The organism is Bacteroidia bacterium (assembly GCA_025056095.1).
Lineage (GTDB): Bacteria > Bacteroidota > Bacteroidia > JANWVE01 > JANWVE01 > JANWVE01.
Map to the genome: position 1 here is coordinate 1 of JANWVW010000270.1, position 3,371 is coordinate 3,371.

Consider the following 3,371-nt stretch of genomic DNA (forward strand, 5'->3'; position numbering starts at 1 on the left):
AAAGAATTTATAAAAAATTTAGAATACGGCAAGCTTAGTTACTTAAAGTTAAGTTGAAGTATGTTTTCTGAAGAACCTGTCGTACAAGTCAGTCAGGTAAGCATTGATATAAAAGGGCGTAGTATATTAAAAAACGTCAGCTTTACCCTCAACAAAGGAGAATTCTGCTACGTGATTGGCAGAACAGGTTCAGGAAAAAGCTCTATTCTAAAAATGTTATACGGCGAACTCAAACCTACCCAAGGGGAAGTCAAAGTAGCCGGGTTTGATGTCAAAAATATTAAAAAAAGTGATATACCTTATTTGCGCAGAAAGCTAGGTATTATTTTTCAAGACTTTCAACTTTTACCTGATAGAAATGTAAGCGAAAACATAGAATTTGCTTTACGCGCTACGGGCTGGACAGACAGTGTAAAAATCAAAAACAAGATATCCCAAGTGTTGATGATGGTAGGACTTTCTGCAAGGGCTTTATCCTATCCCCATGAGATATCAGGGGGTGAGCAGCAGCGTGTCGTTATCGCCCGAGCTTTAATTAACGACCCTGTACTTATTATAGCCGACGAACCTACAGGCAATCTTGATCCCGAAGTATCCAAAGAAATTATTCAAATTTTGCTCAATATCCATAAAATGGGCACAGCAATTATATTGGCTACCCATGACTATTCTATCTTAAAAAGGCATCCTTTCAGAACACTAGAGTGCAGATTGGGCGAAGTAATTGAGCACTCCCAAAGCTATATAGCTCAAAAATCTTGGGACTAAACTGTGTCTTTTTCTTATTCAGATCTACTACTTTGCGTTAACACCTTAAACAAGCTCTCTATGCTCTTTTCATGCTGACCAATAGAAATAACTACGTATCCTTTTTGTACACAACGGTCAAACAATTCTTTTGCAGCTTCCTTATGATTTTGTGTAAATAAATGTAGCACATTCTCATTGATGCGTTCTAATTTAGTTACATGAACTAATCCCTCAAAATCTTGAACATCAATAGGTTTTTGGGAGTCTACTACCAATTCAATGTAGTTTTGTGCCGATAGTCCTTGTTTTAAGTTCGTCAAAGTATCGTTAGCTACAATTTTTCCTTCATTGATAATAACTACTCTGTCGCAAATAGCTTCAACTTCTGAAAGAATGTGTGTAGAAAAAATTACTGTTTTCTCTTTTCCAACTTCTTTGATAAGGTTACGAATTTCAATAATCTGATTTGGGTCTAGTCCTGTGGTAGGTTCATCTAAGATGAGTACGTCGGGCTTGTGAATCAGGGCTTGAGCTAAGCCTACTCGCTGCCTATAGCCTTTGGAGAGCATTCCAATTTTTTTGTGTTGTTCTTTGGTTAGACCGCATATTTCTATCATTTCTGCGATACGCGAGCGCACCTCTCTACGAGGAATGTGATTGATCTTTGCCACAAACAAAAGATATTCCTTGACATACATATCTAAATACAGGGGGTTATGTTCAGGTAAATAGCCTATTTTTTCGCGCACCTGCATATATTGAGTTTGAGTGTCTAATCCGCAAACTGTAATTTTACCCGCTGTGGGGGTCAAATAAGTTGTAATCATTTTCATTGTAGTAGACTTTCCTGCACCATTAGGACCTAAAAATCCTAAAATTTCACCTTGTTGAACCGTAAAAGAGATATTGTCAACGGCAATTTGTTTGCCGTATATTTTGGTAACGCTTTCCAAAACAATCATATTTTTTGACAAAAATAGACTTTATTCAGGTAATTTTTCAAAACCTGAACGAGGAATTTCAGGAGCAATACTTTTAACTAAGCCTTGCAGCACTTTTCCAGGACCTATTTCAATAAACTCTGTGGCGCCATCGGCTACCATAGCTTGAATAGACTGTGTCCATTTTACAGGTGCAGTCAATTGGGCTAATAAATTTTGGCGGATTATGGCAGGATCTGTTTCAGCTTTGGCGGAAACATTTTGATATACAGGACAAATGGGAGCATTAAAGGTTGTTTTTTCAATAGCTTGTGCAAGTTGGGCGCGGGCAGATTCCATCAGTGGGCTATGAAAAGCACCGCTAACAGGCAATTGAACTGCGCGCTTAGCCCCTGCAGCTTTGCAAAGTTCTATGGCTTTTTCAACCCCTTTTATTGTCCCTGATATTACCAATTGCCCAGGAGAATTGTAGTTTGCAGGTACAACTATAGTGTCCGTGATACTACGGCAAATTTCTTCTACTTTTTCATCGGATAGTCCCAAAATAGCAGCCATTGTGCTAGGTTCAACGTCGCAAGCTTGCTGCATAGCTTGGGCACGTAAGCTTACTAATCTCAATCCTTCTTCAAAAGAAAATACCTTGCTGACCACCAAAGCCGAAAATTCTCCTAAACTGTGTCCTGCAACCATATCAGGTTGAATTTCTAAAACCTCTGCAAGAATTACAGAATGGCAAAATATAGCAGGTTGAGTAACTCGTGTTTGTTTCAAATCTTCTGCTGTGCCTTCAAACATAATTTGAGATAAACTGAACCCTAATATTTGGTCAGCTTGTTCAAAACGCTTACGTGCAATTTCAGACCTTTGATACAAGTCTTTGCCCATGCCGCAAAACTGCGACCCTTGACCAGGGAATAAATATGCCTTTTTCATAAACTTTACAATAAAATAATTTACCTTTTTTGAATACTATTTATTTTTTTCGTATATTAGCTGTGCGAAACTGCGAAATACAGCAAATTTTTTTTATTAACCAACCATGATTAAATTTTGTCGTTGATTCGTTATGTATGGCAAGGTTTTAGTGCTTAATCAGGACTATCAAGCTATAAGCATTTGCTCGGTAGAGAGAGCAATAGTGTTAGTATTTTTAGGAAAAGCTGAAATAGTATCAGAGTGCAAGGACAGAGTTATCCACACAGTTAATACCACTTATCCTATGCCTTCGATTATACGTTTGTTTCGTTACATCCTGATGCCGTATAAGAAGGTCATACTATCACGGCAGAATATATTTAGGCGGGATAATAACACTTGTCAGTATTGTGGGAGTAAGCAAGACTTGACCATTGACCACATTATTCCTCGTTCAAGGGGAGGTACAGATAGTTGGGAAAATTGTGTAACGGCTTGCCGCAAGTGCAATCATAAGAAAGGTGATTTGCTTTTAAGTGAAGCAGGTATGAAGCTTTTGCGCCGCCCATTCAAGCCTAATTATCTTATGTTTTTACGTGAATTTACGACCATTCACGAAGACTGGAAACCTTATTTGTACATTTAGGTTTTACGGCTTTAATTTTTTGACTTAATGAAAAAGGCTAAATTTTAATTTTTTTGGGCGTGCCCTTGTGGGCATTTCGCTGCGCTCATGCCCACAAGGTCGGCGTGCTACGGGCTACG

At 38.3% G+C, this 3,371-nt stretch carries 4 protein-coding genes; 2 read left to right on the forward strand and 2 right to left on the reverse strand.

All coding sequences use genetic code 11. The annotated features are described in order from the left end of the window. Nucleotides 1-60: 60 nt before the first annotated feature. Nucleotides 61-768 (forward strand): ATP-binding cassette domain-containing protein, encoded by a 708-nt coding sequence (locus tag NZ519_13175; protein ID MCS7029706.1) that lies wholly within the window; start codon nucleotides 61-63, stop codon nucleotides 766-768. Nucleotides 769-782: 14 nt separating this feature from the next. Here the strand turns inward: NZ519_13175 and gldA are convergent, their stop codons facing one another. Together gldA and fabD are read right to left on the reverse strand one after the other, a co-directional pair. Further along, nucleotides 783-1,712, reverse strand: coding sequence for a gliding motility-associated ABC transporter ATP-binding subunit GldA (gene gldA / locus NZ519_13180; GenBank protein MCS7029707.1), 930 nt, complete (start codon nucleotides 1,710-1,712; stop codon nucleotides 783-785). 21 nt (nucleotides 1,713-1,733) lie between these two features. Beyond that, nucleotides 1,734-2,624 (reverse strand): ACP S-malonyltransferase, encoded by an 891-nt coding sequence (fabD, locus tag NZ519_13185; GenBank protein ID MCS7029708.1) that lies wholly within the window; start codon nucleotides 2,622-2,624, stop codon nucleotides 1,734-1,736. Nucleotides 2,625-2,757: 133 nt separating this feature from the next. On the opposite strand from fabD, the gene NZ519_13190 reads away from it, so the two are divergent. Beyond that, on the forward strand, nucleotides 2,758-3,252 hold the full coding sequence (locus NZ519_13190) for an HNH endonuclease (protein ID MCS7029709.1): 495 nt from the start codon (nucleotides 2,758-2,760) through the stop codon (nucleotides 3,250-3,252). The last annotated feature ends 119 nt before the right edge of the window (nucleotides 3,253-3,371 follow it).